Raw genomic sequence first — 26,335 nt, forward strand, 5'->3', positions numbered from 1 at the left:
AAGTCGCCGGCCCATTTCGGGAATTCAGGAGGTCAGTAGAGGCCGCCGCCGCCGTCCTGGATGGCCTGGTTGGCCTGCGGTGACAGCCCCGCGCCGGAACCGTTCGAGCCATCGGCGCCCATGCCGATCACCCAGTAGCTGTCGGCCGGCCCGGTGCCCGGCTTGAACGCCTCGATGATGGTGTTCGGATCGCCCTCGGCGGCACGCATGCCGGTCTTGCGGTTGATTGCGATCAGCTTCATGCCATCGGGAACCTGGAAGTCGGTGTTCGGCTTGCCGTCGAGCGCAACGCGCATGAAGTCCTTGAAAATCGGCGCCGCCAAGCCGCCGCCAGTGGCGCCGTGGCCAAGGCCGCGCGGCGTGTCGTAGCCCATATAGAGGCCGACGACGAGGTTCGGGGTGAAGCCGATGAACCAGGCATCCTTCTCGTCATTGGTCGTGCCGGTCTTGCCGGCGATGTGGCGGCCGAGCTCGCCGATGGTGGCGCCGGTGCCGCGCTGCACGACGCCCTCCATCATCGAGGTGATCTGGTAGGCGGTCATCGGGTCGAGCACCTGCTCGGAATTGTCGACCAGCTCCGGCTCCGGCTGGTTCTTCCAATCGGTGGCGTTGCAGCCCTCGCAGCCGCGCTCGTCCTGCTTGAACACCGTCTTGCCGTAGCGGTCCTGGATGCGGTCGATCAGCGACGGTTTGATCGATTTGCCGCCATTGGCCATGATCGAATAGGCCGAGACCATGCGCATGACGGTCGTCTCGCCGGAGCCCAGCGCCATCGGCAGATAGGGCGCCAGATGATCGTAGACGCCGAAGCGCTCGGCATATTCCACGACCAGTTTCATGCCCATGTCGTTGGCGAGCCGCACGGTCATCAGATTACGCGACTTCTCGATGCCGGAGCGCAAGGTGGCCGGGCCGGCGACCGTGCCGTCATAGTTCTTCGGCGTCCAAGTGGTGTTGCCGCTCTGGATGGTGATCGGGCCGTCCATGATCACCGAGGCAGGCGTATAGCCATTGTCGAGCGCCGCCGAATAGACGATCGGCTTGAACGAGGAACCGGGCTGGCGCATCGCCTGAGTGGCGCGGTTGAATTCCGACTGCGCGTAGGAGAAGCCGCCGACCATGGCGAGCACGCGGCCGGTGTGCGGATCCATGGCGACGAGGCCGCCCTCGACCTCCGGCACCTGGCGCAGCATGTAGGTGTTGTCGGAGCCGTCATTCTTCTGCACGAAGACCACATCGCCGGGCTCCAGCACTTCCGCCGGGGACTTCGCCCTGACTGACTTGCCCTTGACGAAGTGGCGCATGGCGAAGCCCATGTCCTCCTTGCTGACGGTACCCTGGACACGTTCCTTGACGAGGTCACCGGAAACCTGTCGCGCCGGCTGAAGGCCGATGGTCAGGCCGGTCGCCGAGCTGTCGAGCACGACGGCCAGCGTCCATTCCGGCACGTCCTCGAGGCCCTTCACATTGCCGAGCGGCACGCCCCAGTCGCCGGAAACGTCGATATGCGTCACCGGACCGCGATAGCCGCGCAGCATGTCGTATTTGAGCAGGCCGTTCTGCATCGCCTTGCGGGCGATAAGCTGGACCTTAGGATCGAGCGTGGTGCGCACCGACAGGCCGCCCTCGTAAAGCGCATTCTCGCCGTAGCGCGCGATGATCTGGCGGCGGACTTCCTCGGTGAAGTACTCGCCGGCAAACAGATAGGAGCCGTTGCGGCGCGGGGTCACGCCGAGCGGTTCAGCCTTGGCCTTGTCGCCCTCCTCGCGGGTGACGTAGCCGTTCTCGACCATCTGGTCGATGACCCAGTTGCGGCGCTCCAGGGCACGGTCGGCGTGCTTGAAGGGGTGATAGTTGTTCGGGCCCTTCGGCAACGAGGCGAGATAAGCCGCCTCGGCGACCGTCAGCTCGTTGACCGATTTGTCGAAATAGGTGAGCGCGGCGCCCGCGACGCCATAGGCGCCGAAGCCGAAGAAGATTTCGTTGAGATAGAGCTCGAGGATCCGGTCCTTCGAATAGGCCTGCTCGATGCGGAAGGCCAGGATCATCTCCTTGATCTTGCGCTCATAGGTCTGATCGGAAGAGAGCAGGAAGTTCTTGGCCACCTGCTGGGTGATCGTCGAGGCGCCGACCTGCCGCCGGCCGGAACCGAAATTCTGCAGATTGACGATGATGGCGCGGCCAAGACCGGTGATATCGATACCCGGATGGTTGTAGAAGTTCTTGTCCTCGGCCGACATGAAGGCGGCCTTGACGCGGTCCGGGATGGCCTGGATCGGCAGGTAGAGACGCCGCTCGCGCGCATATTCAGCCATCAGCGCGCCGTCGGAGGCATGGATGCGCGTCGTCACCGGCGGTTCGTATTTGGCCAGAACCTCGTAGTCGGGCAGGTCCTTCGTCAGATGGCTGATGTAGATGGCAAGACCGGCCGCCACCAGCAGCGCCAGCGTCGTGCCGATGCCAAAGAAATAGCCGATGAGACGAATCATGCCCGCTCCAGTCCGAGGTTCGGGAATTTCCTAAACGAAGCCGACAGTCGCGCAAGCTTCCAGGGGCGGTCCCAATCCGCAATCGAAAAACCCATGTCGCGGCCATGTGGACAAAATACGGCAGCGCGAAAATTGAGGACTCGGTTGCCGAATAATAACGCCGGGTGTTGTCGTCATGCAACGCTGCTTGTGGTTGTAGACGTCCGGCGGTCGTGGGCGGGTGCGGCGGGGTCAGCCACCCGTCGCGGTTCCGGTCTTGGCGGCGGCAAACAGGGCAACCGCGTTGGTTATGCTTTGCGCCGCCTTGCCGCGCCAGTCGGCGTTCAGCAGTTGCGCCTCGTCCTTGATGTTGGAGAGGTAGCCGAGCTCGACCAGGACCGACGGCACGTCCGGAGCCTTGAGCACCCTGAAGCCGGCCGAACGCTGCGGATTGTTGATCAGGCCGACGCTGGTCGACAGCTGACCGACCAGCGTGTGGGCGAAGCTCATCGAGAAACCATGTGTCTCACGGCGGATCAGGTCGATCAGGATGTCGGTGACTTCCTTGTTGTCGTCCTCGATCTTCAATCCGGCGAACTGGTCGGACAGGTTCTCGCGATCGGCGAGCGCCTGGGCCTCCGGATCGGAAGCCTTGTCCGAGAGCGTGTAGACCGTGGCGCCGCGAAGACCTTTGACGGCGATCGTATCGGCATGGATGGAGATCAAAAGATCGGCCTCGTGCTGGCGCGCGATGCGCACGCGTTCGTCGAGGGCCAGGTACACGTCGTTGTCGCGTGTCATGTAGACATCGTATTTGCCGACCGCGGCCAGCTTGTCGCGCAGTTCCTTGGCAAAAGCGAGCGTGACGTCCTTCTCGACCGTGCCGGCGGAGCTTTCGGCGCCGCCATCGACGCCGCCATGACCGGGATCGATAACCACCGTGAAGCGATGGCCCGGCGCCGAGACCGGCCCGGTGCCGACCCGCTCGCCCTTTTCGGTCGAAACCGTCGAACCGGTCGTCAGCGACTGGTTGGCGAGAGCTTCGTCGAACTCCCTCTCGGAGGCAGCCGACATATCGATGGCGATGCGATAGCCGCTGCCGTCGTCGTTCTTGAGCACGTCGAGCTTGTCGACGGCGAAAGGGCCCTTGCCGGTAAGGATCAGGCGCGAGCCATGTCCCTGATCGCCGTAGCGAACGGCCCGCACAAGGCCGCGCGGCTTCACATCCTTGGCGTCGAGCGCGAATCGCGTGCGCGGCAGATCGACGACCAGGCGATTGGGGCTGCGCAGCAGGAACCATTTGATGTCCGGCTCGCGGTCGAAATTCACGACGATGCGCATCTTGGTGGCGTCGCCGGCCATCTTGCAGCCCGTCGCGTCAAGCAGGGTGTCGGCACGCGCGGCGGCTGTAAGGCAGAACAACAGTGCCAGCAGCGAGGCAGTCCAGGCCACGCGCAGGAAATGCCCCGCGGCCCCACCCCTCTTGTCTGCGGCGCCCGCCGGTCCCATCTCTTATCCGTCGCTCCCGGTTTGACGCATTGCGCCCGGTTTTCTCGCAGAGTGCCTGTAAGGCCGCCAACTCGATTAACGATTGGTATTCAGAGAAGGTTAACCAAGCCTTTCATGGAGCGGGAAGAAGGCATCTTCCCCCGGGGAAGCGCTTTTTGCCGGCATCCGAAATCGGGGTTGCCTTCCATCCCGCCAAATCATAAAAGCGACGTTGGATCACTGCAATCCTGGAACCGCTCGCCTCAGCAGTTTCCTGCCAAAGGTTGGATGCAAAGGCGGCTCCTTTACCCTTCCAGGCTCAGGTGGTCGCGACGATTTTCGCAGGCGTGCCCTCGTGGCGGGGAATCGCTTGCGTGAGGAAAACGGCCGGGTTGGTCCCGCGCCGGCTCTTTATGAGCAAACAAGCTGGTCCGGCTCAGCCCGGGCTTTGGTTCAAAAGGTTCTGCTGGGTGCCGATGGCTTCAAGCGCAATCATGGAAAGGTCCGCATCGAACCGCGCCATAATGGCTGCGGGCGGCACCGCCATTGCGCTCAAGCGGCGGCCGGCGGACGTTCAATTATCCGGCATGCACACAGATACAGGCGCACAGCGGCGGGCATTGCCACGCCAGCTGCGGCTGTCGGCTGCCGACAGGAAACAAAATAATGCCCAACAAGATGCTGATAGACGCCTCCCACCCGGAGGAAACACGCGTTGTTGTCGTTCGCGGTAACCGCATCGAAGAATTCGACTTTGAATCCCAGGACAAAAAGCAGCTCAAAGGAAACATCTACCTCGCCCGCGTAACCCGCGTCGAACCTTCCCTCCAGGCAGCCTTTGTCGAATATGGCGGCAACCGTCACGGTTTTCTCGCCTTCAGTGAAATTCATCCCGATTATTACCAAATCCCGGTCGCCGACCGTCAGGCCCTGCTGCGCGCCGAGGCGCAGGAGGCCGCGGACGAAGACGACGAGGAGGCCGAGAACGGCGAAGAACAGCAGGCGCGCGATCGCGGCGGCCGGCGCAACCGTCGGCGCGGCGGCAAGAACCGCGACCGCGGCGAGCACAAGCACGCTTCCTCGGAGAACGAGGAAAGCACGGTCGAGGCTATAGCTGACGAAACCGCCGCCGAGGTTGCCGGGGGCGAGGAAGCCGGCGGCGAGACCGCCGATACCCCGGCAGAAAGTGCCGGAGCAGTCTCCGAGGCCGTCGAGGCCGTATCGGAAGCGGCTGAAGGACCCTCCGGCGAAGCTGGCGGAGATGACGCCACGGACGATGAGGATGGCAAGCCATCCGAAGGTGGCCCGACCTCGATTGCCGCCAGCATCGAAGCAGATGTGATTTCCGAGGCGGTCCCGCAGGCGGATCAGCCCGAGCAGAGCGGCGAAGCCGCCGCCAGCGACAATGATCGCGGCATGCTGGAGGACGTCTCGGCCTCGCACTCGGAGGAGCACGAGGTCGAATCGGTCGGCGCCGAGGACGCGCTCGAGGAAATCCGCAACCGCCGCAAGCCGGTGCGTCGCCAGTACAAGATCCAGGAAGTCATCAAGCGCCGCCAGATCCTTTTGGTGCAGGTGGTCAAGGAAGAGCGCGGCAACAAAGGCGCGGCGCTCACCACCTATCTGTCGCTTGCCGGCCGTTATTCGGTGCTGATGCCGAACACGGCGCGCGGCGGCGGCATCTCGCGCAAGATCACCAACGCCCAGGACCGCAAGCGGCTGAAGGAGGTCGTGACCGATCTCGACGTGCCGCAGGGCATGGGCGTCATCCTGCGCACCGCCGGCGAAAGCCGCACCAAGGCGGAGATCAAGCGCGACTACGAGTATCTGATGCGGCTTTGGGAAAACGTCCGCAACCTGACGCTGCAGTCCTCGGCCCCTGCCCTGGTCTATGAGGAAGGCAGCCTGATCAAGCGTTCGGTGCGCGACCTCTACAACAAGGACATCGACGAGATCCTTGTCTCCGGCGAAGACGGCTACCGCGAGGCCAAAGATTTCATGCGCATGCTGATGCCGAGCCACGCCAAGGTGGTTCAGCCATTCCGCGACACCACGCCGATCTTCGTGCGCAACGGCATCGAGGCGCAGCTCGACCGCATGCTGCAGCCGCAGGTGACGCTGAAGAGCGGCGGCTACATCATCATCAACCAGACCGAGGCGCTGGTTGCGATCGACGTCAACTCCGGCCGCTCCACCAAGGAGCATTCGATCGAGGAGACCGCGCTCCACACCAATCTGGAAGCGGCAGAGGAAGTCGCGCGGCAGTTGCGATTGCGCGACCTTGCCGGCCTGATCGTCATCGACTTCATCGACATGGAGGAGAACCGCAACAATCGCTCCGTCGAGAAGCGGCTGAAGGATCACCTCAAGAACGACCGCGCCCGTATTCAGGTCGGCCGCATCTCACACTTCGGCCTGATGGAAATGTCGCGCCAGCGCATCCGCGCCAGCGTCCTGGAGTCGACCATGAAGCCTTGCCCGCATTGCGGCGGCACGGGCCATGTGCGCTCCGATTCCTCCGTGGCGCTGATGGTCGTGCGGGCGATCGAGGAATTCCTGCTCAAGGATTCGCGCAGCCACATCATCGTGCGCACACCGGCGGCGACCGCGCTCTATGTGCTTAACCACAAGCGCGCCAACCTGGTGGAGCTCGAAGCCCGCTTCGGCCTGACGATCACGATCGAGGCTGACGAGACGCTCGGCACTCAGCACTACGCGATCTTCCGCGGCGCCGTTGCCGAGAAGCCGGAAGGCTTTGTCGAGGTGCGCAGCCTGCCGGCCTATGTCGAGCCGGAAGAGCCCGAGGACGAGATCGTCATCGAGGAAGAGGAAGAGGAAGTCTCGGTCCAGGTCGAACAGCCGCGCCACGCGCAGCAGGGCCAGCATCAGCAGCGATCCGAGGATGGCGAAGGCCGTGATCGCAAGCGTCGCAAGCGTCGGCGGCGGCGCGGCGGCAGGGATCGCGACCGCGAGCACAACGGGGACGCCGCGGCGGCGCCGATGGAAGTCGGCGAAGCCGGTGACGATGATGCAACGGAAGAGACCACCGAGGAGGTGATCGCCGGCGACGAGGCCGCGGCGGCCGCTGCCGACGACGGTTCCGGAAAGAAGCGCCGTCGCGGGAAGCGCGGTGGCAAGCGCAGCCGCCGTGAGGACGAAGCTTCAGACGCCGTTGCCGGCGAAACTGTCGGCGATATCGAGGGTGAGTCGGTTGAAGGCCAGGACACCGTAAGCGAGCCGGCAATAGCCGCTCCCTCGGAAGAACCTGCCGCTCCGGCGGCGGCTAATGACGATGCCGAGGCGATCGAAAAGCCGAAGAAGCCGCGCCGTTCGAGGGCCAAGAAGGTGGCCGAGGAAGCCGCGGCCGAAACGGTGTCGGAACCTGTGGCCGAGGCCCAGGTCGCGCCCGTGGCTGCCGAGCCGGAGCCCGTGGCAGCTGCGGCATCCGAGGCGGAGCCTGCCGCCGGCGCCCACCCGACGCGGCGCAAGCCACAGTCAGTCGACGCGCCGGTCGTTCCCGTCGTGTCGTCGAATGTAAGCGACGAAGCCAAGGCCGAGGACAAGCCGAAGCGCGGCGGCTGGTGGCAGCGCAAAGGCTTTTTCTAAGCTTTTAAGGTCGTTAGGCTGATCTTTCGAAAGAATCCCGCGCCGCATCCGGCGCGGGATTTTTCATTTCGCCGACGGCCTTTTTCAGCTTTGGGTCCGGATGGAAAACCGCCAGAACTTTGCTGCTTTACGGCGCGAAGATCGACCAGTTCATCATCCGGGCGAGCTTCTCCATGGCGATGGAGCCGAGCCTGGAGTTGCCGTTCTCGTTGAGTCCGGGCGACCACACCGCCAGCGAAGCAACCCCTGGCACGATGCCGAGAATGCCGCCACCGACACCGCTTTTGCCGGGGATACCGACGCGGAAGGCAAAGTCGCCGGAACCGTCATAGTGGCCGCAGGTCAGCATCAGCGCGCCGATGCGGCGTGCCCGTTCGGCCGAGACGACCGAATGCCCGGTCGCCGGGTTCCTGCCGCCATTGGCCAGAAACCGGCCGGCCATGGCAAGCTGACGGCAGCTCACGGCAATCGCGCAATGGTGGAAATAGACACCCAGCGCCAGCTCCGGTTCGTGATGGAGATTGCCGAAGGATTTCATGTAGTTGGCCAAGGCGAAGTTGCGGTAGCCGGTGGCGCGCTCGGATGCCGCCACCTCGCGGTCGATGATGATCGTATCGTCATCGGCGAGGAACTGGATGAAGCGCAAGATTTCGCCTATCGCCTCGCGCGGCTGATGGCCGGCGAGCAGGACGTCGGAGACGACGATGGCGCCGGCATTGATGAACGGATTGCGCGGGATGCCGTTCTCGTGTTCGAGCTGGACGATCGAGTTGAACGGGTTGCCGGACGGCTCGCGGCCGACGCGATGCCATAGCGCATCGCCGACCTTGCCAAGCGCCAGCGTGAGCGTGAAGACTTTCGAGACGCTCTGGATCGAAAAGGGCTGATCGGCATCGCCGGCAAGGATGACGCGGCCGTCATTGGTCACGGCGGCGATGCCGAATTTCTTCGGATCGACCTTGCCGAGTTGCGGGATGTAGGTCGCCACCTCGCCGCGATCGGTACGCTGCGCCATTTCGGCGGCCACTTCGGCCAGTGCCTGCTCGAGTTCCGGCATGGCTTCTATTTCAGCCAGCGTTCGATGCGCGCCAGCGCCTCGACCATCTCGTCATGGCTGCCGGCATAGGAAAAGCGCATGGTGCGATGGCCCTGCAGCGGGTCGAAATCACGGCCGGGCGTCGCCGCGACATGGGCTTCGGCCAGCATCTTGCGCGCAAAAGCCATACTGTCGTTGGTGTGGCGGGTGACATCGCAGAAGGCATAGAAGGCGCCGTCCATCGGCGCGGCGAGCGCAAAGCCGAGTTCCGGCAGGCGTTTCATCAGAAGGTCGCGGTTCCAGGCATAGCGCGCCTTGACCTTCTCCAGCTCTTCGGTCGCCTTGAAGGCTTCGATCGCCGCGACCTGCGACAATTCCGGCGGCGAGATATAGAGGCTCTGGGCGATACGCTCTACCGGCCGCACCAGTTCCTCCGGCAAGACCATCCAGCCGACGCGCCAGCCGGTCATGCAATAATATTTCGAGAAGGAATTGATCACGGTGACGCCGGCGCCGCGCGCCAGCGCGGTGACATCTGGCGCCGCGTAGGCCAGCCGGTGATAGATTTCGTCCGAGATCACGGCGATGCCGAGTTCCTCGGCCGTCTTCACCAGCGCCGCAAGTTCATCCGCCGGAATGACCGCGCCGGTCGGATTGGCAGGGCTGGCAAACAGCACGCCCTTCAGCGGCTTGTCGCGATGCGCGGCCTTGAGGTGCTCGGCATGCAGATAGGCATCCGCGCCGAGCTCGATCTCGACGATCTCGATGCCGAGTGCGGCCATGATGTTGCGGTAGGCCGGATAGCCGGGCGCGGCGATGGCGACGCGGTCGCCCGGATCGAACATGGCCAGGAAAGCGAGGTTGAAGGCGGCGGACGAGCCGGTCGTGACGGCAATGCGCGACGGCGCGACGTCGATCCCATAGTGCTCGCCATAATGCGCCGCGATCGCCTTGCGCAGATCGGCGAGACCCAAGGCGTCGGTGTAGCCGATGCGGCCATGCCGCAGGGCCGCGGCCGCCGCCTCGCGGACGCCGACCGGCGCGGGATCCGATGGCTGGCCGACGGCCATCGACACCACGGGCACTCCGGTGGCCTTCAGCCGGTTAGCTTCGGCCAGGATGTCCATGGCGTGGAAGGGCTCGACTTCACCCCGGCGCGAAAGCGAAACGACCATTTGATCTCTTCCAACTGCCATTATCCGGCGAAATTCCTGGGCGGAAGCCGTCCTGGACCGCTCTTGAACCGCCCCGGTTCGAGGGCAGCGCCGCACAAATGCCCGATTGATGTGGGGATCACAAGCGCGCAGGAAGTTACCGGCGCCGACTTTTCATCTTTCGCCCGCTCGTCTACCAAGTGGACCTTATGTTGAGCCGACCCCGACCATCGATTGGCGAATCGACCTCCCTCAGCCGAACCGCGCGCGGCCTCGCGACGCTTCTGCTTGCCGCCGCGGTCGCCGTCTCGAGCTCGGTCAGCGCCTTTGCGCAAGGCGTGCCTGTGGTGCGTGACGCCGAGATCGAGGCGCTGGTGCGCGACTATGCCCGGCCGATCTTCAAGGCGGCGGGGCTTGCCAGTGACGGCATCGACATCGTCCTGGTCAACGACCAGAGCTTCAATGCCTTCGTTACCGGACGGCGGCTGTTCATCAACACCGGCGCGCTGGTGACCGCCGAAACGCCGAACGAGATCATCGGCGTCATCGCGCATGAGGCCGGCCACATCGCCGGCGGCCACCAGCAGAAATTGCGCGACCAGCTCGATCGCGCCAAGACCATGGCCATCATCGCCACGCTGCTCGGCGCCGGCGCCATGGTGGCCGGCGCCACCACCAACAGCCGCGGCCTTGCCGGCGCCGGCATGGGCGTCGCCGCCGGCGGCGGCGAGATGGCGCAGCGCTCGATCCTCGCCTATCAGCGCACCGAAGAGATCACCGCCGACCGTTCGGCGATCACCTATCTCAACGCCACCGGCCAATCCGGCATGGGCATGCTGAAGACCTTCGGCCGCTTCCAGAGCGCGCTCTCGCTCACCGGCACCCATGTCGACCCCTATCGGATCAGCCATCCGATGCCGCAGCAGCGCATCGCCAACCTCGAAGTGCTCGTCAAGCAGAGCCCGTTCGTCAACGTTGTCGACCCGGCGTCGCTGCAGCAGCGGCACGACATGATGCGCATCAAGATCGCCGCCTATATGCAGGGCCAGGCAGCCGTCGCGCGGCTGATGCGCAAGAACCCGGCCAGCCTCGCCGCGCGCTACGGCGACGCGCAGCAGACCTATCTCTACGGCAATCCGGGCGCGGCGCTCACCAAGACGGCGGCGCTGATCAAGGAACAACCGAAGAACCCCTATTTCCATGAATTGCGCGGCGATATCCTGATGAAGGCCAACAAGTCGAAGGACGCGGCGGATGCCTATGCCAAGGCGGTCAGCCTCGATCCAGCGCGCTCCGGCCTGCTGCTGGTCTCGCTCGGCCAGGCGCTGATGGCGGTGGGAACGCCCGATTCGACCCAGAAGGCAGTGGTCCAGCTCAACAATGGCGTCGGGCGGGACAAGGAAAATGCCGACGCTTATCGCTTTCTGGCGCAGGCATATGGCGAACTCGGCGAGATTCCGGCTGCCGATCTCGCCACCGCCGAGGGCCACTATTATGCGGGCGACTATAAAAACGCTAAGATCTTCGCCATGCGTGCTCAACAGAAATTGAAGCGCGGCGAACCCCGATGGGTCCGCGCGCAGGATATTATAAACTACACGCCATCGAACAAACTCAAATGAACCTCCCGGACGTTGGCGGCGACCAAGGCGGACCGGAAAAGGCAAAAGGATCGACAATCATGAACAAGGCAATCCTGCTTGGCAGCGCTGGCGGTCTGGCTGTGGCGCTCGGGATGTTGGCCTTCGGCTTCGTGGCGGGAAACCCGCAGGCCGCGAGGGCCGACACCGTGCAACTGGCTCAGGTCACGTCCTCGACCGACACCAAGGCTTCCGCCGACACCAAGATTGATCGCAAAGAGGTCGAAGGCATCATCCGCGATTACCTCCTGAAGAACCCGGAAGTTCTGCTCGAGGTGCAGGACGCGCTCGAGGCCAAGCAGAAGGAAGAGCAGCGGCTCGCGGCACTTGGCGTGATCAAGGACTCCAAGGACGAGATCTTCAACTCCACCTTCGACGGCGTCGTCGGCAATCCGAAGGGCAAGGTCACGATCGTCGAGTTCTACGATTACAATTGCGGCTTCTGCAAACGCGCCATCGAGGACATGCAGGCGCTGACCAAGTCCGACCCGGACCTGCGCTTCGTGCTCAAGGAGTTCCCGATCCTCAGCCCGGATTCGCAGAAGGCCAGCGTCGTCTCCATGGCGTTCCACCTGATGCATCCGGAGAAATATAGCGAGTTCCACACCGCGCTGCTCGGCGGCCAGGGTCGCGCCACCGAAGCGACCGCGATCAAGGTGGCGCTTTCGCTCGGCGCCGACGAGGCGGCGTTGCGCGAGAAGATGAAGGATTCACGCATCGCCGAAACGCTCTCGCGCACCTATGACCTTGCGACGAAACTGTCGATCACCGGCACGCCGTCCTATGTGGTCGGCAACGAGGTGATCTTCGGAGCGCTCGGCCAGCAGGTTCTGGCGGAAAAGATCGAAGAGGCAAAGAGCGCGCTCTAGGCGCCCGCGGTGCAAAAGCCGGCCGCTGTGGACAGCGAAAGAACGCACTTGCGCTCTTTTCGCGGGCGGTTATGCCCATTATAGAGGCCCAGTGCGCCGGCTTGGGGTCGGCGCAGAACAAGGTCGGCATATTGAAAACGATTTTCGTCCTCAACGGTCCCAATCTCAATGCGCTCGGCAAGCGCGAACCGGGGATCTATGGCGGCAAGACGCTTGCGGCCATCGCCGAGGACTGCAAGGCGGCCGGCGCCGCGCTCGGGCTCGAGATCGATTTTCGCCAATCCAACCATGAGGGCGATCTGGTCGACTGGATCCAGGAAGCCAGCGAGAAGGCGGCAGGCATCGTCATCAATCCCGGCGCCTACAGTCACACATCGATCGCCATCCACGACGCCATCCGCGCCGCAGCGCCGCTGCCCGTCGCGGAAGTCCATCTTTCTAACATCCACGCGCGGGAGCCCTTCCGCCACGTCTCCATGGTCGCGCCGGTCGCTGTCGGCATGATCTGCGGGTTCGGGCCGCTCGGCTACACGCTCGCGCTGCAGGCACTGGCGGCTCGCCTGTGACCGGCTCCCAAACAGAAGGCTCGAAAATGTCGATAAAAAAGACCGGTGTTGACCAGCAGCTGATCCGCGATCTGGCGGGTATTCTGAACGACACCAATCTGACCGAGATCGAGGTCGAACTCGGCGACCTCAAGGTGCGCGTGTCGCGCCAAACGCAGGCCGCCCACGCCGTCGCCGCGCCGCTTGCCGCGGTTGCTCCTGTTGCCGCGGCAGCGGCTCAGCCCGCAACGACAACCGCGACCGCCGATGTGTCCAAGAACGCAGTGCCCTCGCCGATGGTCGGCACCGCCTATCTGGCACCCTCGCCCGACGCCAAGGCGTTCATCGAGATCGGCCAGAAGGTCAAGGAAGGCCAGACGCTGCTCATCATCGAAGCGATGAAGACGATGAACCAGATCCCCTCGCCGCGGGCCGGCACGGTGACGGCGATTCTCATCGAGGATGCCCAGCCGGTCGAATACGGCATGCCGCTGGTGGTCCTTGAGTAGCGCCGGGAACAACCAAGAGATGTTCCAGAAGATCCTCATCGCCAATCGCGGCGAAATCGCGCTCCGGGTGCTGCGCGCCTGCAAGGAGCTCGGCATCCAGACGGTGGTGGTCCACTCGACCGCGGATTCCGACGCCATGCATGTTCGGCTTGCCGACGAGAGCGTCTGCATCGGCCCGCCGCCGTCGCGCGAAAGCTATCTCAACATCCACCAGATCGTCGCCGCCTGCGAGATCACCGGCGCCGACGCCGTGCATCCGGGCTACGGCTTCCTGTCGGAGAATGCCAAGTTCGCCGACATCCTGGCGGCCCACAACATCACCTTCATCGGCCCGTCGGGCGACCATATCCGCATCATGGGCGACAAGATCGAGGCCAAGCGCACGGCAAGGCGCCTCGGGATACCAGTGGTGCCCGGCTCCGACGGCGCGATCGGCGACGAGAAGGAAGCCAAGCGCGTCGCCGCCGAGATCGGCTATCCGGTGATCATCAAGGCCTCCGCCGGCGGCGGCGGTCGCGGCATGAAGGTGGCCCACACCGAGGCGGACCTCGAAGTCGCCTTGCAGACGGCCAAGTCGGAAGCGGGCGCGGCCTTCGGCGACGACGCCGTCTATATCGAGAAATACCTGGAGAAGCCGCGCCATATCGAGGTGCAGGTGTTCGGCGACGGCGCCGGCGGCGGCGTACATTTCGGCGAGCGCGACTGCTCGTTGCAGCGGCGCCACCAGAAGGTCTGGGAGGAAGCCAATTCACCCGCGCTCAATGCCGAGGAGCGTTCGCGCATCGGTGGTATCTGCGCCAAGGCGATCGCCGATCTCGGCTATTCGGGCGCCGGCACGATCGAATTCCTCTACGAGAATGGCGAATTCTACTTCATCGAGATGAACACGCGACTGCAGGTCGAGCATCCGGTCACCGAAGCGATCACCGGCATCGACCTTGTGCACGAGCAGATCCGCGTCGCCTCGGGCGGCGGGCTGTCGGTCAGGCAGGAAGACATCAAGTTCAACGGCCATGCCATCGAGTGCCGCATCAACGCCGAGGACCCGCGCACCTTCACGCCTTCGCCCGGCACGATCACGCATTTCCACACGCCCGGCGGCCTCGGCATCCGCGTCGATTCCGGCGTCTATTCCGGCTACAAGATCCCGCCCTATTACGACAGCCTGATCGGCAAGCTGATCGTGCATGGGCGCAACCGCGTCGAATGCATGATGCGGCTGCGCCGCGCGCTCGACGAATTCGTCGTCGACGGCATCAAAACGACGCTGCCGCTGTTCCGCGACCTTGTCGGCAATCCCGACATCGCCAATGGCGACTACGACATCCACTGGCTGGAAAAATACCTGGCCAAGGGTGAATAGCACGGGGATGCGATGACCCGCCCCTACGCGCCAGGCTATCGCATTCCGACCGACCTGCTGCTCAGGGCCTATGCCTCGGGAGTCTTCCCGATGGCCGAGAGCGCCAACGACCCCGAAGTGTTCTGGGTGCGGCCGGAAACGCGCGGCATCATTCCGCTGGACGGGTTCCACACGCCGCGCAGCCTGAAGAAAACGATCCGCAAGCATCCGTTCGAGATCCGCTACGATTTCGATTTCGAGGCGACGATCGACGGCTGCGCCGAAAAGCGCGAGGAGCGCCGCTCGACCTGGATCAATGCGCCGATCCGCGAAGCCTATGTCGATCTCTATCGCCTAGGCCACTGCCATTCGGTCGAGGCGTGGCGCGAGGAACGCCTGGTCGGCGGCCTCTACGGTGTCTCGCTCGGGCGCGTGTTCTTCGGTGAAAGCATGTTCGCCAGGGAGACCGACGCTTCGAAGACCTGCCTCTACCATCTCGTCGAGCGGCTGAAGGCGCGCGGCTTCGCGCTGCTCGACACGCAGTTCACCACAGAGCATTTGAAGCGCTTCGGCGCCGTCGACGTGCCGCGCGGCCAGTATGAGAAGCTGCTCGCCGAAGCGCTGAAGGGCGAGGCCGTCTTTTATCCTTGAGTTCGCTCTGCCGCCTCGATCGGCGTCTGCGCATGGAACATCATCTTCCAGCCGTCGGCGCGATGGACATAGCCGGTGCTGACCAGAGCGGCATAGGATTCGCCGTTCTCGCGCGTCGCGCGCGCCTCGTAAGTCAGCATGACGATGTCGCTGCCGGGCTCGACCATACCCTTCAACTTGATGTCCAGGTCGCGCCATCTGTTGGGCTTGGCGGCGGTCTTTGCGAGATCGGCATTGGTCATCGCCTGCGCCATCTGCGGGAACGCCACCAGGCACTCCACATCGGCATTGGCTTCATAGTAGGCAGAATCACCTGACCAAAAACCCTTCTCGATATCGAGAAGTTCCTGCTTGTTGGCGGTGATTGTTTTCGTGACAGTCATCGCGGAATCCTCCTCGCCTTGCCGATTTGAACGGCCAAAGGGCGGGCAGGTTCCGAGATCAGTTCGTGTCGGTGGTATCGTCCGGGGCCGGCGCCGCGTCAGCCGGCTCGGATGCGGCGTCGGCCGGTTGCGCCGGAGCCTTGGGCTTGGCGGCTTCGGTCTTCGGCTTGGCCGTGTCGGCCTTGGCCGCGGTCGGCGGCGGCACGTCCGACTTCCGCTTGCAACCCTTGAGCCAGACGTCATAGACGGCGTGCTCGACGGCGTTGAGGCCGGGGCTTTCGGCAAACATCCAGCCGGTGAAGATGCGGCGGATCTTGCGGTCGAGCGTGATCTCGTCGACCTCGACGAAGGAATCGGTCTTCGGCTGCTCCGTATCCGGCCGCGAATAGCAAACGCGCGGCGTCACCTGCAAAGCGCCGAACTGGACGGTTTCGTCGATATAGACGTCGAAGGTGATGATGCGGCCGGTGATCTTGTCGATGCCGGCGAACTCGGCCACCGGATTGGTGACGCGATCGGAGGCCGCGGGTGCCGCGGCCGGCGCCTGCGCGGCGGCGAACGCCGCCGTCGGGGCAAGCAGAACGGACATCGCCGCGATCAGCGCCTTTGAGATGTGGCCGAAAGAGCTCATGCAAAATACCGGTGGTTGCGCCCGGGTGATTCTCTCAACGCCCAAGGCTAGTCATGGCTGCGCAGTCAGCAAGCAGCTAAATGCCAATTGTGGCGATAACGGACCGGAGCGGCGTCTTGGATTGCGATCCGAGGAATTACGACCCCGGCGTCCAGGCGTCGTAGTCGCCGGTCACCTGCGGGCGATGCTGGTTGGTCAGGATGGAACCCTGCGGACGATAGGCGCCGGGCGTTCCGGTCAAGTTCGGCCGATGCTCCTTCTGCCACTCGCGAGCCTTGTAGCTCTCGCTCGATGGAGGTGTATCGACGCGATGATGGATCCAGCCATGCCAGCCCGGCGGGATCTTCGAGGCTTCCGAATAATCGCGATAGATGACCCAGCGGCGGGTGCGGCCTTCCGAATCGATGCCGCCCTCATAGTAGACGTTGCCGGCTTCGTCCTCGCCGACCCTCTTGCCGAAGCGCCAAGTGTGGAAGCGGGTGCCGAGCGTCTGGCTGTTCCACCAGGTAAAGAACTGCAGCAGGAAAGTTTTCATCCACATCCTCGCGGCGGCAGCGGCTGCGCCTTTTCCCTGCTTATGGCGTCACGCCAGCGCGAAGGCAAGGGTTTTGCCATACCCGAATGTAAATGCTTCGTGCGTCCTTGTCTTGATGCATGTCGTCGTCCCAAACCTCTCCGCACCTTTGGCGACATGCACTAAATCGATGCAGTTGTGCCGCCGGCGGCAAGGCGGCTTGCCAAGCGCCGCCTGTCTTTCTAAAGCTCGGCCCGCCCGTTTCGGGCGCGGCTTGAGGGAGGTGACGATTGACCCGGGATCCGTCCGCCGACAGCCGGATCAGCGCCGAAGACATTCGCCGCCGCAAGGGCGGCGTGCCGATCGTCTGCCTTACCGCCTACACCTATCCCGTCGCCCGCCTGCTCGATCCCCATGTCGATCTGCTGCTGGTCGGCGACAGCGTCGCCATGGTCCTGCATGGCCACGCCACAACGCTCGGCGCCTCGCTGGAGATGATGATCGCGCACGGCCAGGCCGTGATGCGCGGCTCGGCCAAGGCCTGCGTCGTGGTCGACATGCCGGCGGGCAGCTATGAGGCCTCGCCGGCGCAGGCCGCGGCGTCGGCAAGGCGGATCGTCGGGGAAACAGGCTGCCAGGCCGTGAAGCTCGAAGGCGGCGTCGACATGGCCTCCCGGATCGCCGCGATCGCCGCCGAGGGAATACCGGTCATGGGTCATATCGGCCTGCAACCGCAATCGGTGGAGAAGGACGGCGGCTACAAGATCAAGGGCCGGACGGAGGACAATATAGCCGCGCTGCTCAGCGATGCCGAGGCGGTGGAACAAGCCGGCGCCTTCTCGGTCGTCATCGAAGGCACGATGGAAGCCGTGGCCGCGAAGCTTACCCGTCATATTTCCATACCGACCATCGGCATCGGCGCCAGCGCCGACTGCGACGGCCAGATCCTGGTGATCGACGACATGGTCGGCCTGACCGTCGACCGCGTGCCGAAATTCGTCAAGGAATACGCCGACTTGCGCAGCGCGATAGCGGATGCGGCGGCGCGCTACGCAGCCGAGGTGCGGAGCCGCGCCTTCCCCGGCCCCGACCACGTCTTCACGACGGCATCCGGCAAGGACAAGACATGAACGCGCCAATCGTCGTCGACAGCGTCACCGCCCTTCGCGCGCAGGTCCGGGACTGGCGGCAGGCCGGCCTCAAGGTGGCCATGGTGCCGACCATGGGCGCGCTGCATGACGGTCATATCTCGCTGATCAGGATCGCGCTCGAACGGGCCGAGCGCTGCGTTGTCTCGATCTTCGTCAATCCGACGCAGTTCGCGCCGACGGAAGACCTCGACAAATACCCGCGCCAGTTGGCGCGGGATCTCGACCGGTTGCGGGATGCGGGCGCGCATCTCGCCTTCACGCCAAACGTGAGCGAGATGTATCCCTTCGGCTTCGCCACGAAAATCTCGGTCGGAGGCCCCTCCCGCGGCCTGGAGACCGATTTCAGGCCGAGTTTCTTCGACGGCGTCGCGACCGTGGTGGCCAAGCTCTTCCTGCAGGCGGCGCCCGATTGCGCCGTGTTCGGCGAGAAGGACTACCAGCAGCTCTGCGTCGTCAGGCAGCTCTGCCGCGATCTCGACCTGCCCGTCGAGATCGTCGGCGCGCCGACAGTGCGCGATGCTCATGGCCTCGCCATGTCGTCGCGCAACGCCTATCTGGGCGAGGCCGAGCTCGACATCGCTCGCAAGCTCAACGTGATCCTGCGCCGCACGGCGGCGGCGCTTTCAACCGGCGCGGATGAAGCCGGCGTCACCGACGCCGCCGCGAAGGCCCTGGTCTCCGCGGGTTTCCAAAAGGTCGAGTACGTCGCCGCCCGCGCGAGTGTCACGCTCGAGCCCTGGCAGCGGGATCGTGGCGGCCGCCTGCTGGCGGCGACCTGGCTCGGCACGACGCGGCTGATCGACAATGTGGAAATTCCCTCCGAGTGATCGGACTTTCGTTCGATCAGGCGCGGCGTCACTCTTCCGACGGCATGTGCAGATACATCGACTGGATGCCGACGCGGCCCGGCCCGGTGAAGCGGTTGACGACGAAATTCATGGCGGCGCCGAAGAAGCCGCTGGAAAGGCGGTCGATCCTTGTATCCATCTTCACCGATGCGTCCTTGAACAGCCAGCCGCCTGGCTCGATGTCGATGGTCTCGCCGGGCGCCAGCACCTTCTCGAAGACATTGCCGTAGCCATGCAGCCAGACGATGCCGTCGCCTGTCTCGCCGCGGAAACGGTCGATGAAGAAGCCGCTCTGGCCGAATAGCATCGTTCCAAGGCCGCGGACGCGCTCGAACGTGTAGTCGACGCTGGCGGTCGCGGCCAAGAACTGATGCTCACGCACCTGTATCTCCTCGCCGCGCCGAAGATGGATCGGCACGATATGGCCCGGCCCGTCGCGGCTGAAGGCGATGACGCCCGGCCCGGACGCCTCGGTGACGAAGATCTGCATGCCCGCGATCATGCGCTTCAGCGCGCCCTTCAGCGATTTCAGGCCGATGGTGATCGTGGTGTTCTTCCACAAAAGAATGTGGTGCTCGAAATAGACCGGCATGTTGGTCACATCGACCGACAGCACGGGCACCAGTTCGCCGGCGACGTGATAGGTCACGCCGCCAAAAGCCTCGTCCGACACCTCGGTCGGCATCAGTTCCGGCAAGCTCGGCATGGCAATCCCCCTCACCACCGTGCTGCCGGTCGACCGGACTGTCGCAGGCGCGTCGGCTGCGGCAGCATTGCCGCCGGGCTTTCGGCCGTCAAATGAAAGCTGGCATTGGGCGCGCCGCTCGCAGCAACGTGAAGCAATTGCGGCGGCGTCGAGCGATCAGGCGATCAGCGGCCGCTCAAGGAGCAGCGATGCGATGCCGGACTGCGCAGGCCCGCGATTGTCGGCGCGGCCGACCTGGACGAAACCGTTCGCCATATAGAAGGCGACGGCGCGCTTGTTCGCTTCCGCCACCTCGACGCGGACCGCGCGCGCTTCGGGGAAGCTCTCCATCACTTCGTCCAGCAGCATGCCGCCAATCCCCCGACCCTGCAGGTCCGGCGCGACATGAAGCAGCTCCAGATCGATCGAAGCGCCCTGGTCAGCGCTCTCCGCATAGGCGACGCCGCCGATGCGCTTGCCATCGTCGGCGACCAGGAACTCCGCATCCGGCCGCTCGATGCGCGCTTTCAACTTTTCCGGCGAACACCAAAGCGCGATGGTTCGATCGATCCGCTCGGCGCCATGGATGGCGTCGTAGGTCGCATGCCAGGTCTCGGCCAGCAGTGCCCGGATAGCCGCAATGTCGCGGTCGCTGGCGGTGCGGACAAACAACGTTATTCGATGCCGAGCTTGGTCTTGACGAGATCGTTGACCGCCTGCGGGTTGGCCTTGCCGCCTGTCGCCTTCATCACCTGGCCGACGAACCAGCCGGCCATGGTCGGCTTGGCGCGCGCCTGCTCGGCCTTGTCCGGGTTGGCGGCGATCACCTCGTCGACCGCCTTCTCGATGGCGCCGGTGTCGGTGACCTGCTTCATGCCGCGGCTCTCGACATGCTGGCGCGGATCGCCGCCCTCGTTCCAGACGATCTCGAACAGGTCCTTGGCGATCTTGCCGGAGATCGTGCCTTCCTTGATCAGGTCGAGAACAGCGCCGAGCTGCTCGGGCGAAACCGGAGCATTTTCAATGTCCTTGCCGGCTTTGTTCAGCTGGCCCAGGAGATCGTTGATGACCCAGTTGGCGGCGAGCTTGCCATCGCGCCCTGCCGCCACCTTCTCGAAATAATCGGCGATCGGCTTTTCCGATACCAGGACCGAGGCGTCATAGGCCGAGAGGCCGAGCGCATCGACCAACCGCGCCTTCTTGTCGTCGGGCAACTCCGGCAGGTTCCTGGCGAGCGCATCGACATAGGCCTGGTCGAATTCCAGCGGCAAAAGGTCAGGATCGGGGAAATAGCGGTAGTCATGCGCTTCTTCCTTGGAACGCATCGAACGCGTCTCGCCCTTGACGGCGTCGAACAAGCGCGTCTCCTGATCGATCTTGCCGCCGTCCTCCAGAATGGCGATCTGGCGACGCGCCTCATATTCGATGGCCTGGCCGATGAAGCGGATCGAGTTCATGTTCTTGATCTCGCAGCGCGTGCCGAACTCGCCGCCCGGACGGCGCACCGAGACGTTGACGTCGGCGCGCAGCGAGCCTTCGTCCATGTTGCCGTCGCATGTGCCGAGATAGCGCATGATCGAGCGCAGCTTGGTGACGTAGGCCTTGGCCTCGTCGGCCGAGCGGATGTCGGGCTTGGAGACGATCTCCATCAGCGCCACACCGGAGCGGTTGAGGTCGACATAGGACATGGTCGCATGCTGGTCATGCATCGACTTGCCGGCATCCTGTTCCAGATGCAGGCGCTCGATGCCGACCTCGATGTCCTCGAACTCGCCCTGGCGGTCGGGCCCGACGGAGACGATCACCTTGCCCTCGCCGACGATCGGCTGCTTGAACTGCGATATCTGGTAGCCCTGCGGCAGGTCCGGATAGAAATAGTTCTTCCGATCGAAGACCGACTTGTGATTGATCGCGGCCTTCAGGCCGAGCCCTGTGCGAATCGCCTGCTTGACGCATTCCTCGTTGATGACCGGCAGCATGCCGGGCATCGCCGCGTCGACCAGGCTGACATTGGCGTTGGGGGCCGCGCCGAACGACGTCGAGGCGCCGGAGAAGAGTTTCGCTTCCGAGATCACTTGCGCATGCACTTCGAGCCCGATGACGATCTCCCAGTCGCCGGTGGCGCCCGGGATCAGCCGTTTTGCGTCGGGGGTGCGGGTATCGATGATGCTCATGGAGGCCTACGGACTTTGAATTCTCGGAGTTGCATTAATGCACTCATTGAGATGCATTAATGCACATTTTGGGTGCGCAACTTCGCTAGTGCAAACCGCCCTGCGAGACAAGCGCAAAGCCCGCACGCTCGCCTTTTCCGCTACCTTCGCCTAGTGGACACCCATTCCAAGGGAGATGGATGTCCACCTACGCTCAGTCCCGGTGAGGCCCTGACCTCCTGAGCGAGACAGGGCAGAAAAACCTGAAACCCCGTGCCGCGATGTCTCGCGGCGCTGGTTTTTGTTGTTTTCCCGGGAATTCTCCAATGGACACCCGACGCGGGCTTGAGCTCGTGCGCGCCGAACTGACAACCGCTAATGCCCAATACCGCCGGCCGAAACGCCGGCGGCACCTTTCGGTTTGCTTCAGGCCGTGGCGATGTAGGCCCTGATCTCTTCGGCTTCGCGCTCGACATCCTCGATGCGGCGCTTGACCACGTCGCCAATGGAGACGATGCCATTAAGCTGGCCGCCCTTTTCCACCGGCAGATGGCGGAAGCGGCCTCGCGTCATGATCTCCATGACTTCGTTGACCGTGTGGTTTTCATTGCAGATCTTGACCTTCGGCGTCATCGCCGAGCGCACGGCGATGTCGAGCGCGGCGGCGCCCTCCTTGGCCACCACCCTGACGATATCGCGTTCCGAGAGAATGCCGACGATCTTGCGATCGCCATTGGTGATGACGAGCGCGCCGATCCTGTGCTCGGCCAGCATGCGAATGGCCTCGCTGAGTTTTTCATTGGGCCCGAGCGTGAACACGTCATGGCCCTTGCTTTCAAGAATTGCCTTAACCGTCATGGCGTCCTCCACTGCCTTTGACGCCGGCTCCCGCCCTGACCGGCATTTGAGCCCCGGCGCCCTTAGGAAGACACTGGGTGCTTGGGCAACATCGTGCGCCGTGATTGGTTGCATTTCAAGTGTGCCTAAGGACTAGATCAGGACGGCGTTTCGTTGAATCGCCATCCTGATCTATCTCTTGTTGGAGCATGATCGTCTCCGAAAAAACCGGTTCCCACTTTTCGGGATCATGCTCTAGGCGGCAGCCATCGGACGGTCGAAAAAACGCAACCCGAAAAAGCCGGCGACGAAGCCGCCGATATGGGCTTCCCAGGCGATCTGACCATCGATGCCCGGCGCGAAGCCAAGCAGGCCCGTGGCCAGATTGATTACCATCCAAACACCAAGAAAGGTCATGACGCCGCGCGAGCGCAGCACGGATGCGATCGGCAGCGGCTCGCCGGCGAAGGCCGCGCTGCCTGACGAGCGGTCGACGCGGAACCCATAGCGCGCAGCCGCGCCCATCATGCCGGAGATGGCACCCGAGGCACCGACGAGCGGCGCCTCGCCATAGGGATGCAGCGCCCAGAACAGAACGACCGAAGCCAGCCCTGTCACGGCGTAGAACATCGCGAAACGCAGCGCGCCGAGACGATTGGCGAGCGGCGAACCGAAGGCTGCAAGCCAGATCATGTTGATGGCGATATGGGCAATGCCCCCATGCATGAACGCATAGGTGAACGGACGTGTGAACAGGAACCAGTCGAAGCCGTACTGGCCGGTGTACAACACCGGAATGAAGGCACCGTCGTAGAGCAGCGTCATTTGCTGCGCTTCGTTCAGCACGTATTGCTGCAGCAGATAGACGACCGCGCATATGCCGATCACGGCGAGCACCACCGGCGGCAGGTTGAACACGGGTTCGCGGCGGCGCGGACCGGAAGCCTCGTCCGGCGTCGGTTCGGTTTCGGTGGGGCTTGCAGGCTCGCTCATGCGCCTTTGCGGGTCTGGGGCTTAGGGCTTTCGGCGAGCATGTAGATCACGCCCTTTCGAATCACAAACGGCTAATCGCCACAGCCCAGATCAGAACAAGGAGCGAATCAGAACGGAGCGAATCAAAAAAGAAGGCCGTCCAGGATTTCCCTGAACGGCCGGTCGAGTCCCCTGCTCCCCATAAACTCGTGACTGAAGTGCTGCCGATCGCTGCAGGAACGACCGTTTTGGAGTGGTTTTGATGTGTCACAGGCCTCGGCGGCACGCAATGTAAACCACTTGTTAACCTTAACGACCCCGAAGCGTGAACAAACGTTAACGATACTGGCACGCATCCTGCTCCGCACCGCATGAAGGTCATCGGAGGGCGCCCTGTCTGTTCGCCGATGGGACATCAAAAGACAGATTGTGCGGAGCGGAATGGACATGAAAGAAAAAGGATCAATCGCACTGTTCCAATATTGGAACCAGCTGCGGGATGGTCGCCTCGCCCCGAAGCGATCGGAGGTGGAGCCGGCCGACATCAAGTCGCTTCTGGCCGACACCTTCATCCTGGAGCGCGACACGCGCGGCGAGGCGGTGTTCCGGCTCGCCGGCACGCGGCTCTGCGCCTATTATGGCCGGGAGCTCAAGGGGTTCTCCTTCCCTTCGCTCTGGCGCGAGAAGGATCAGCGGCTTGTGTCGCGACTCATGCAGGGCGTTTTCGACCAGAAATCGGTTCTGCTCATGACCTATGAGGGGTTCAGCCGCAACGGCCGTTCCAACAAATTCGAGCTCCTGGCGCTGCCGCTGGACGGGGGGGCACAGAACCCGCGCTGCCTCGGCATCGTCAGCACCGCCGACAAGCCGTTCTGGCTTGGCGCCGATCCGCTGACCGATGCGCTCCTCGATACGATCCGGGTGATAGATCCCGAGAAGGAGCCGATGTTCCTGAAGAACCGACCGGCGATCGACGTTCCCTCGCTCGTTCCGGCGGAATTCGATCCTCCGGAGACCATTTCTGCGCTCGGCCGCGTGCGCCGGATCCGCCATCTCGTCGTCCTCGACGGCGGGCGTCACGAGTGAGCCCGGCTGTGTGAGGTTTCCCGTCGCTTCCGGTAAATTTTTCCGCGTCGCGCGAGCCCCCAGGCCCAGGCTTTTGCGGCCGATTTTTCCCGTTTGTTAACCTGCTTTGCTGTAGTTTTTCGGGTGAAATTCCTCGCATCGTCGCGCGGAATGCCAACGGGGTGTAGGCAGTCATGAGGTCAGCGGCGGTAGAATATGCGCCGTCACGAGCTGAGCGGCGCAACTTTCAGCGTGTCCGCGTCAAGATTTACGGGCGCTTCATGCTCGAAGACCGCACCGAGCATCCTTGCCAGGTGATCGATATGTCGCCCGGCAATGTTGCGTTGCGTACGGACCGGATCGGCATGCCGGGCGAGAAGGTCATCGCCTATATCGACCATATCGGTCGTGTCGAAGGCATCGTGACGCGCACGTCGCAGGACGGCTTCGCCATGACCGTCATCGCTTCGGAGCGCAAGAAGGACAAGCTTGCCGCGCAGCTCACCTGGCTTGCCAACAAGCATGAGCTCGACCTGCCTGAGGATCGCCGCCACGAGCGCGTGGCGCCGCGCAATCCGATGAGCATCCTGCAACTCACCGACGGGCGCCAGTATCAGTGCCGCATCATCGACCTGTCGCTCTCAGGCGCTGCCGTCGAGATCGACGTCAAGCCGGCGATCGGCGTCCAGGTCACGTTAGGCACGATGCGCGGCCAGGTGGTGCGCCATTTTGAGGACGGCGTCGCCATCGAGTTCGCCGTTATCCAGCGGCCGGAAACGCTTGACCAGGAATTCAACGCGCCGCGCTCCTGAGACGCGCGACGCGCGCTCCTGAGACGAGCTGAAGCCCGCTCCCGAGACGAGCCGACGCAAGCAAAGCAAACCGGCCTTGGCGGCCGGTTTTTGTTGTCCGGCCTTGGGGGTCGGACGCGGGCCGCCAGTGACATCAGAACCTTGCGCGGGCCGGATGAAAATCTGAACAATCCGAAATCCCGATAGTTCAAATTTTATGTTTATTCTACTGGCGTTTTACTCAATATCTACTTCGGGTTTTTGCGTCAAATAAATCCCAACGTGGCACAGTCTCCTCAAACGGGGAGACTACAACAATGAAAATGACGAGGGGCAAGCTGTTGCTCTTGGCAATGGCGATGCAGCTTTCCGCGTGGGGCACGGCAAGCGCAGGACCGGCTTTCATGCATACGGGTGGCCGCACCACCCAGCCGGTCGGCCACTATGATTTCTGCCAGCGCATTCCGGTCGAATGCAACCAACGGACGCCGAAGGGTCCGCCGGTCGAGCTGACGCGCAAGTTGTGGGCGATGATCGTCAACGTCAACAATTCGGTCAACGTCCGGGTCAAGCCGCGCACCGACATGGAGATCTACGGCGTCGAGGAATACTGGGCTTACCCCGACAACGGCTATGGCGACTGCGAGGACTACGCGCTGGAGAAGCGCCGCGAGCTGATGGCCGTCGGCGTGCCGGCCGGCAACCTGTTGATGACAGTGGTGCGCCAGCCGAATGGCGACGGCCATGCGGTGCTGACGGTGCGCACCAGCCTCGGCGAATTCATCCTCGACAATCTCGAGCCGAAAGTGCTCGCCTGGAACGACACGGTCTACACCTACCTCAAGCGCCAATCGACCGAGAATTCGGGTGCTTGGGTGACGATCAACGACGGCCGCGAGGACGCGGTCGCCAGCGTCCGCTAAGGCGCCAAAGCGATCAGGTACGCCGCCCATGATGCGGCGGCGTGCCAAGAGAAAGCCCGGTCGAGTCCCCACCC

The 26,335-nt window shown here is 63.6% G+C and carries 24 protein-coding genes; 12 read left to right on the forward strand and 12 right to left on the reverse strand.

Annotated features, from left to right (window positions below; all coding sequences use genetic code 11):
• Window positions 1-32 precede the first annotated feature (32 nt).
• Entirely contained in the window at window positions 33-2,489 is a 2,457-nt protein-coding gene (locus tag FJW10_RS26595) for a penicillin-binding protein 1A (protein WP_140829670.1), read from the reverse strand.
• A 231-nt stretch (window positions 2,490-2,720) separates the two neighbouring features.
• Window positions 2,721-3,977, reverse strand: coding sequence for an N-acetylmuramoyl-L-alanine amidase (locus FJW10_RS26600; RefSeq protein WP_140902275.1), 1,257 nt, complete (start codon window positions 3,975-3,977; stop codon window positions 2,721-2,723).
• A 645-nt stretch (window positions 3,978-4,622) separates the two neighbouring features.
• Between FJW10_RS26600 and FJW10_RS26605 the strand changes: the two genes are divergently transcribed.
• Window positions 4,623-7,562 (forward strand): Rne/Rng family ribonuclease, encoded by a 2,940-nt coding sequence (locus FJW10_RS26605; protein ID WP_140902276.1) that lies wholly within the window; start codon window positions 4,623-4,625, stop codon window positions 7,560-7,562.
• Window positions 7,563-7,689: 127 nt separating this feature from the next.
• On the opposite strand, the gene FJW10_RS26610 is transcribed toward FJW10_RS26605, so the two are convergent.
• On the reverse strand, window positions 7,690-8,619 hold the full coding sequence (locus tag FJW10_RS26610) for a glutaminase (RefSeq protein ID WP_181177674.1): 930 nt from the start codon (window positions 8,617-8,619) through the stop codon (window positions 7,690-7,692).
• A 5-nt stretch (window positions 8,620-8,624) separates the two neighbouring features.
• Window positions 8,625-9,773: an aminotransferase class I/II-fold pyridoxal phosphate-dependent enzyme gene (locus FJW10_RS26615; protein WP_140902278.1), complete on the reverse strand. Its 1,149-nt coding sequence runs from the start codon at window positions 9,771-9,773 to the stop codon at window positions 8,625-8,627.
• Window positions 9,774-9,961: 188 nt separating this feature from the next.
• Here FJW10_RS26615 and FJW10_RS26620 point away from each other — a divergent pair, with 188 nt between their 5' ends.
• From FJW10_RS26620 to aat, 6 genes are all read left to right on the forward strand, one after another.
• A complete protein-coding gene (locus tag FJW10_RS26620; RefSeq protein WP_140902279.1) occupies window positions 9,962-11,374 on the forward strand; it encodes a M48 family metalloprotease in 1,413 nt (470 codons plus the stop codon).
• A 59-nt stretch (window positions 11,375-11,433) separates the two neighbouring features.
• A complete protein-coding gene (locus FJW10_RS26625) occupies window positions 11,434-12,261 on the forward strand; it encodes a DsbA family protein (protein WP_140902280.1) in 828 nt (275 codons plus the stop codon).
• 131 nt (window positions 12,262-12,392) lie between these two features.
• Window positions 12,393-12,827 carry a type II 3-dehydroquinate dehydratase gene (gene aroQ / locus FJW10_RS26630; protein WP_095767887.1) on the forward strand — a complete coding sequence of 145 codons (435 nt, stop codon included), beginning with the start codon at window positions 12,393-12,395 and terminating at the stop codon, window positions 12,825-12,827.
• Between the two features lie 26 nt (window positions 12,828-12,853).
• Window positions 12,854-13,315, forward strand: coding sequence for an acetyl-CoA carboxylase biotin carboxyl carrier protein (gene accB, locus FJW10_RS26635; RefSeq protein WP_140902281.1), 462 nt, complete (start codon window positions 12,854-12,856; stop codon window positions 13,313-13,315).
• 19 nt (window positions 13,316-13,334) lie between these two features.
• The gene (gene accC / locus FJW10_RS26640; RefSeq protein ID WP_140902282.1) at window positions 13,335-14,678 is read left to right on the forward strand and encodes an acetyl-CoA carboxylase biotin carboxylase subunit; all 1,344 of its coding nucleotides are present in this window, start codon (window positions 13,335-13,337) and stop codon (window positions 14,676-14,678) included.
• Between the two features lie 12 nt (window positions 14,679-14,690).
• Complete coding sequence (gene aat, locus FJW10_RS26645; protein ID WP_140829649.1) at window positions 14,691-15,308, forward strand: leucyl/phenylalanyl-tRNA--protein transferase; 618 nt, start codon at window positions 14,691-14,693, stop codon at window positions 15,306-15,308.
• Here the strand turns inward: aat and FJW10_RS26650 are convergent.
• The 3 genes from FJW10_RS26650 to FJW10_RS26660 all read right to left on the reverse strand — a co-directional run bounded on the left by FJW10_RS26650 (window position 15,299) and on the right by FJW10_RS26660 (window position 16,857).
• Window positions 15,299-15,691: a hypothetical protein gene (locus FJW10_RS26650; protein ID WP_140902283.1), complete on the reverse strand. Its 393-nt coding sequence runs from the start codon at window positions 15,689-15,691 to the stop codon at window positions 15,299-15,301. The two genes, aat and FJW10_RS26650, sit on opposite strands and share 10 nt — an antisense overlap.
• Window positions 15,692-15,749: 58 nt before the next feature.
• On the reverse strand, window positions 15,750-16,280 hold the full coding sequence (locus FJW10_RS26655; protein WP_140830836.1) for a DUF2155 domain-containing protein: 531 nt from the start codon (window positions 16,278-16,280) through the stop codon (window positions 15,750-15,752).
• Window positions 16,281-16,458: 178 nt separating this feature from the next.
• Window positions 16,459-16,857 carry an NADH:ubiquinone oxidoreductase subunit NDUFA12 gene (locus FJW10_RS26660; RefSeq protein ID WP_140678429.1) on the reverse strand — a complete coding sequence of 133 codons (399 nt, stop codon included), beginning with the start codon at window positions 16,855-16,857 and terminating at the stop codon, window positions 16,459-16,461.
• 269 nt (window positions 16,858-17,126) lie between these two features.
• Between FJW10_RS26660 and panB the strand changes: the two genes are divergently transcribed.
• Together panB and panC are read left to right on the forward strand one after the other, a co-directional pair.
• Entirely contained in the window at window positions 17,127-17,966 is an 840-nt protein-coding gene (gene panB / locus FJW10_RS26665) for a 3-methyl-2-oxobutanoate hydroxymethyltransferase (protein WP_140902284.1), read from the forward strand.
• A complete protein-coding gene (gene panC / locus FJW10_RS26670) occupies window positions 17,963-18,814 on the forward strand; it encodes a pantoate--beta-alanine ligase (protein WP_140902285.1) in 852 nt (283 codons plus the stop codon). Before panB ends, panC begins: the two co-directional genes overlap by 4 nt.
• Before the next feature lie 28 nt (window positions 18,815-18,842).
• Here the strand turns inward: panC and FJW10_RS26675 are convergent, their stop codons facing one another.
• The 5 genes from FJW10_RS26675 to FJW10_RS26695 form a co-directional block, all read right to left on the reverse strand.
• Complete coding sequence (locus tag FJW10_RS26675) at window positions 18,843-19,541, reverse strand: AIM24 family protein (RefSeq protein WP_140902286.1); 699 nt, start codon at window positions 19,539-19,541, stop codon at window positions 18,843-18,845.
• A 156-nt stretch (window positions 19,542-19,697) separates the two neighbouring features.
• Window positions 19,698-20,192 carry a GNAT family N-acetyltransferase gene (locus FJW10_RS26680; RefSeq protein WP_140902287.1) on the reverse strand — a complete coding sequence of 165 codons (495 nt, stop codon included), beginning with the start codon at window positions 20,190-20,192 and terminating at the stop codon, window positions 19,698-19,700.
• Window positions 20,193-20,194: 2 nt separating this feature from the next.
• Complete coding sequence (gene gatB / locus FJW10_RS26685) at window positions 20,195-21,694, reverse strand: Asp-tRNA(Asn)/Glu-tRNA(Gln) amidotransferase subunit GatB (RefSeq protein ID WP_140902288.1); 1,500 nt, start codon at window positions 21,692-21,694, stop codon at window positions 20,195-20,197.
• Window positions 21,695-22,099: 405 nt separating this feature from the next.
• Entirely contained in the window at window positions 22,100-22,531 is a 432-nt protein-coding gene (locus FJW10_RS26690) for a CBS domain-containing protein (protein ID WP_140902289.1), read from the reverse strand.
• A 234-nt stretch (window positions 22,532-22,765) separates the two neighbouring features.
• Window positions 22,766-23,503, reverse strand: a complete 738-nt coding sequence (locus FJW10_RS26695) for a rhomboid family intramembrane serine protease (protein ID WP_140902290.1) — start codon at window positions 23,501-23,503, stop codon at window positions 22,766-22,768.
• 426 nt (window positions 23,504-23,929) lie between these two features.
• On the opposite strand from FJW10_RS26695, the gene FJW10_RS26700 reads away from it, so the two are divergent.
• The 3 genes from FJW10_RS26700 to FJW10_RS26710 all read left to right on the forward strand — a co-directional run bounded on the left by FJW10_RS26700 (window position 23,930) and on the right by FJW10_RS26710 (window position 26,261).
• The gene (locus tag FJW10_RS26700) at window positions 23,930-24,568 is read left to right on the forward strand and encodes a PAS domain-containing protein (protein WP_140829633.1); all 639 of its coding nucleotides are present in this window, start codon (window positions 23,930-23,932) and stop codon (window positions 24,566-24,568) included.
• 173 nt (window positions 24,569-24,741) lie between these two features.
• On the forward strand, window positions 24,742-25,359 hold the full coding sequence (locus tag FJW10_RS26705) for a PilZ domain-containing protein (RefSeq protein ID WP_140829630.1): 618 nt from the start codon (window positions 24,742-24,744) through the stop codon (window positions 25,357-25,359).
• A 296-nt stretch (window positions 25,360-25,655) separates the two neighbouring features.
• Window positions 25,656-26,261 carry a transglutaminase-like cysteine peptidase gene (locus tag FJW10_RS26710; protein WP_140829626.1) on the forward strand — a complete coding sequence of 202 codons (606 nt, stop codon included), beginning with the start codon at window positions 25,656-25,658 and terminating at the stop codon, window positions 26,259-26,261.
• The last annotated feature ends 74 nt before the right edge of the window (window positions 26,262-26,335 follow it).

Source organism: Mesorhizobium sp. B4-1-1 (genome assembly GCF_006439375.1).
Taxonomy (GTDB): domain Bacteria; phylum Pseudomonadota; class Alphaproteobacteria; order Rhizobiales; family Rhizobiaceae; genus Mesorhizobium.